The 4,668-nt window shown below is 61.1% G+C and carries 4 protein-coding genes; 3 read left to right on the forward strand and 1 reads right to left on the reverse strand.

All coding sequences use genetic code 11. From position 1 onward, the window contains the following. Positions 1 to 41 precede the first annotated feature (41 nt). Genes HY896_02665 through HY896_02675 form a run of 3 tightly spaced genes read left to right on the forward strand, consistent with a single transcriptional unit; the run spans position 42 to position 4,196 of the window. Positions 42 to 1,190, forward strand: a complete 1,149-nt coding sequence (locus tag HY896_02665) for a hypothetical protein (GenBank protein MBI5575248.1) — start codon at positions 42 to 44, stop codon at positions 1,188 to 1,190. Between the two features lie 19 nt (positions 1,191 to 1,209). Continuing rightward, on the forward strand, positions 1,210 to 2,148 hold the full coding sequence (locus tag HY896_02670) for a cytochrome b/b6 domain-containing protein (GenBank protein ID MBI5575249.1): 939 nt from the start codon (positions 1,210 to 1,212) through the stop codon (positions 2,146 to 2,148). Next, positions 2,148 to 4,196 carry a hypothetical protein gene (locus HY896_02675; protein ID MBI5575250.1) on the forward strand — a complete coding sequence of 683 codons (2,049 nt, stop codon included), beginning with the start codon at positions 2,148 to 2,150 and terminating at the stop codon, positions 4,194 to 4,196. The genes HY896_02670 and HY896_02675 overlap by 1 nt, the downstream gene beginning before the upstream one ends. Positions 4,197 to 4,299: 103 nt before the next feature. On the opposite strand, the gene HY896_02680 is transcribed toward HY896_02675, so the two are convergent. After that, positions 4,300 to 4,650 (reverse strand): hypothetical protein, encoded by a 351-nt coding sequence (locus HY896_02680; GenBank protein MBI5575251.1) that lies wholly within the window; start codon positions 4,648 to 4,650, stop codon positions 4,300 to 4,302. Positions 4,651 to 4,668: the final 18 nt, after the last annotated feature.

The raw sequence follows: 4,668 nt of genomic DNA on the forward strand, positions 1-4,668 counted from the left end.
GCAATTCTCACCAGGCTTCTGCTGCGTCGGCGGATACGGGTATGTCTACTGCGGTGCCCTCGGTCGCGGCGCCTTGTATCCATACCCGTCTCCACCGCCTCGCGACGAACCTTGGCGAGAAATGCGGGTTCAAGTCGCTGTTCGCAGTGATCGCCGCAGCCATCCTGGGGATCGGTTTGCTCTCATTTCCTCCCCCGGCGGAAGCCAGGATATCCCTGGAAAAATGCACCCTGTGCCACGGCAAGTCGGAGTTCCGTAAAGTACTGGTGGACGGAAAGATAAGGGACATCTTCGTGACCGCCGACAGCCTCAAGGGGTCGGTACACGAGAAGAAGACGTGCGTCGATTGCCACTTCGACGTCAGCGAGATTCCTCACCGGGTGCGGCCCCGCCGGGTGACCTGCACGCACTGCCACTACAAGGGGAACGCCGAAGGGGCGCCGCAGTGGGACGGCTACCTCGCCTATTTCGATTCCGTCCACGGGAAGGCGATCGCGCAGGGAAACGTCAAGGCTCCCATGTGCCAGGACTGCCACGGCAGCCACGCCATCGTGAAGACGAAGAACGATAAATCGGCGGTCGCGCAGCAGCACGTCGCGGAGACGTGCGGCCGCTGCCACATCGAGATCTATGCCAAGTACCGGACGTCGATCCACGGCGTCGCCGTCTCGAAGGGGATCAAGGAGGCGCCTTCCTGCACGGGTTGCCACGGGGAGCACACGATCTACGGACCCAAGGACCCCAAGTCCACCGTGTACGCGACGCACGTGGCCGACCAGTGTTCCAAGTGCCACGCCTCCGTCTCCATCATGAGCAAGTTCGGGATCGAGACGGAGCAGGTCCACACCTACAAGGAATCGTTCCACGGCGTGGCGAACCAGTTCGGGTCGCGGACGGTCGCAAACTGCTCCTCCTGCCACGGGACGCACGACATCCGACCCGCCGCCGACCCGCTCTCTTCGGTGAATCCGCAGAACGTCCCGAAGACGTGCGGGAAGTGCCACCCGGGGGCGAACCCGAACTTCGCGGTCGGCAAGATGCACATAGACGCCAAGAAGAAGGAGGCGGGCATCGTTTACTACGTGGCGTCCTTCTTCAAATACCTCACCATCGGCACGATGCTGGCCCTCATCGCGCACATCGCTCTGGACATGTACGGGCGTTCGAAGCGGCTGCGCGGCGGCAAGTAGAAAAAAGGGGAGCGAACGAATGTCCGTCGACGAAAAGAAGACGATCCCGCAGCAAGAGATAGACCGGGAAGTGGAAGAGGCAATCTCGACGGAGACCGCCGGCCTCGACCCGGAAAAAGCAACGGAGATCCGCGAAAAGATCCGGAAGCGCGTGCGCGAGGAGATGGAGCGCGAGATGCGGCTCCGCACGGCCGCGGAGCGCCGTGACGAGGAGCGCAGGCGGCGGGAGGAGCGCAGGAAGGAGAAGCATCACGAGGAAGGTGAGATGTTCCAGCGGTTCAACCGGAACTTCCGCTTCCAGCACATGGTGATGTTCACCTCGGTCATCCTGCTTATCATCACGGGAATGCCGATCAAGTTCCCCAACTTCATACTCTCGCGGCTCGTCATCAACCTGTGGGGGGGGATCAACAATTCCACCCTCGTGCACCGGATCGGCGCCGGGATGCTGATTTATTTCATGGTCCACCACCTTTTTTATACCATCCTCTCCAGGGACGGAAGGCGGGACTTCCTGCTGCTCATCCCCATGCCCAAGGACCTGAAGGACGCCGTCCAGAACGTTCGCTTCTTTCTCGGAAAAGAAGGGGAGAAGCCGAAGTTCGGCCGTTTCAGCTACATCGAGAAGTTCGACTATTGGGCCGTCTATTGGGGCTGCATCATCATGATCGGGTCGGGGGCGCTGCTCTGGGGGGAATCGATCGCGCTCAAATACATGCCGAAGTTCGTCCTCGACATAGCGCACGAGGCCCACAGCGACGAGGCGATGTTGGCGACCCTTGCGATAGTTATCTGGCACTTCTACAACGTCCACTTCAACCCGGAGCGGTTCCCCGGAACGCTCATGTGGTGGCACGGACAGATCTCGGAGCACGAGATCAAGGAAGAACACCCGCTCGAATACGATGAGATCATGGCGAAGAGGAAACAACAGGCCGCGGCGGAGGGCACTAATTAATGAAAGAGATGTTCCTGAACTGGTGGGATCTGGTCCTGCGTTACCGGCGGCCGCTCATGGCCGTCGGGGGAGTCGTCGTCGCGGCGCTCATCGTGGTCAACGGAGCCTTCTTCGTATCCGCGTACTTCCCGAAATCGTGCGTCGTCTGCCATTACATGGATCCGTATTATCAGCAGTGGAAAACATCCAGGCATGCGAACGTATCCTGCATCAAGTGCCACTCCTTCTCGCCCGTGTTCATCACGGTGACGACACTGAAATACTGGACGGGGCTTTATAACCCGAGGCCGCGCGCCAACGTCAAGGATTCCTCCTGCCTGGCGTCAGGCTGCCACGAGGGCAGGATCGAAAAGGGCAAGGCCCAGCTCGGGGCCAGCATCACCTTCGACCACCAGGAACACATAGGCAAGCTCAAACGCGGGGAGAAGCTTCGCTGCACGAGCTGCCACTACTCGATCGTCCAGGGCGAGCACATCGCGGTGGACACGAAAGTATGTTTCCTGTGCCACTTCAAGGGCATCAGCCAGGGGCAGGCTCTTGGCGGCTGCCCGGGTTGCCACGGGACCCCCACGAAGACCGTGGAGCACGGCGGATTCAGCTTCAATCATTCTTCCTACCTGAAGCTGGGCGTCCCCTGCAAGCAGTGCCATATCCGCGTCGCGGAAGGTGACGGAAAGGTCAACGATTCCCACTGCCACGAATGCCACGTCGAGCGGGTGGAGAAAAAGGGCGACCCGTTGGCGATCCACCGTACCCACGTAACCTACAACAGCGTCCAGTGCTTCCGCTGCCACGAGCCGATACGGCACGGCGAGGTGCAGCTTGTGAAGACCTTCGAGGTGAAGTGCGACTCCTGCCACCAGCGGCTCCACAACTACCAGAAGGAAATGTACATGGGAACGGGGGCGAAAGGCGTGCCCGATACCCCCTCCCGGATGTTTTCAGCGCAGGTGGCGTGCGACGGGTGCCACACGAAATCGGTGGAGACCCGGGAGTCGGGGGTGGCTTTCCCCGGCGAGAAGAAGCTCACCGCCGAGCGGAACAGCTGCGTCGCCTGCCACGGCAAGAAGTACGACCTGATGCTCGACGACTGGATCCACGAGTCGCGGATAATGACCGCGGATATGGAGCGTATCGTCTCCGCCGGAAAGTCCGCGGTGGCGTCGCTGCCCGCCGGTTCGAAGAACGCCTCCGGCGCCCGCGCGCTGGTGGCGGACGCCCAGTCCAACCTGAATTTCATGAAGGCCGGGCGAGGCGCCCACAACATCGAATACGCGTTCAAGATCCTCAAAACCGGCTACGACCAGGTTTCCGCCGCCTACAAGACGGCGGGCATCGGAGGGGGGCCTGCCAAGCCTGCGATACTGGCCAAGCCGACCTCCTACTGCATGTCATTGTGCCACCAGCGGGTCGGGCCGCCGGAGAAGATCTTCTTCAAGGAGATGGAGACCAACTTCCCGCACACGCTCCACGTCAAGGACGTGGGGATCGAATGCGGCAAGTGCCATTCCCCGGATAAGCACAAGATGCGCATCGTCACCAAGTCCGAATGCATGAAGTGCCACCACGAGAGCAGGGACATCGACTGCGGGCACTGCCACAAAGCCCAGAAGGCGCTCTACGAGGGGAAAGTGAAGGTCTTCGGAGTCTCCCCGCAGCCGGACTACATGGCGCAGGCGGGGACGAAGTGCACCGAGTGCCACGAGCTCAAGAAAGGAACTCAGACGGTCCTGACGGTGAAGGCGAAGTGCGAGGAATGCCACAGCGCGAAATACGGCCAGATGCTCCTTAGCTGGAAGCAGGACATCACGAAGAGGGAAAACGCAATCGCCGTTGCGCTCGAGGAGGCTCGCGAATACCTGTCGCGCGCCAGGAAGATGGGCAAGAAGGTGGATGCGGAAGACGCTCTCCTGAAACAGGCGGAAGCGAACTACCTCGCCGTCTCCAACGGGCGGGGCACCCACAACTACCGGCTGAGCCTCGAGCTCTTGAAAGTCGCCCAGTCGAACCTTGACAAGATCAAGAAGGAGATGGCCGGGAAGAAATAACGTAAAGTCGGCCAGGCTAACATTTTGCCGCAACCAAAACGGCCCGGGGCGATCCCCCGGGCCGTCGTTTTCATGAATGTCGTTTGCCCGGGGGGGACGCTCCTTATCTACTTCCCCCCGCCACCGCCGCCTGTGCGTCGGCCTTCGCTTTTTTGAGGACGTCCACGGCGTACTCCACGTTGTGGACACCCTTGCCGTACAGCACGAAGAGGTAGTTGTACTCGGCGTCCTTTGCAAGCTGCGCTGCCTTCCTGTTCTCCCTGCCGGTCTTCGCGGCTACGCTTCTCGCTCTTTCGACGGCGGGCCGGGCGTCGGCCAGCGCCTTCTGGATCGTCTTCTGCCATTCGCCCAGGATGCCCCGGAAATCCTCACCGTGACAGCCGATGCAGGCGGCCTCCGATGCCTTGTACGTCTGGCCCAGGAACGGCGAGGCTGCGGCAGACATTTTCGGCACGAGGTGGCATCCGACGCA

It is taken from the genome of Deltaproteobacteria bacterium, from assembly GCA_016218975.1.
GTDB lineage: Bacteria > Desulfobacterota > Deferrimicrobia > Deferrimicrobiales > Deferrimicrobiaceae > JAENIX01.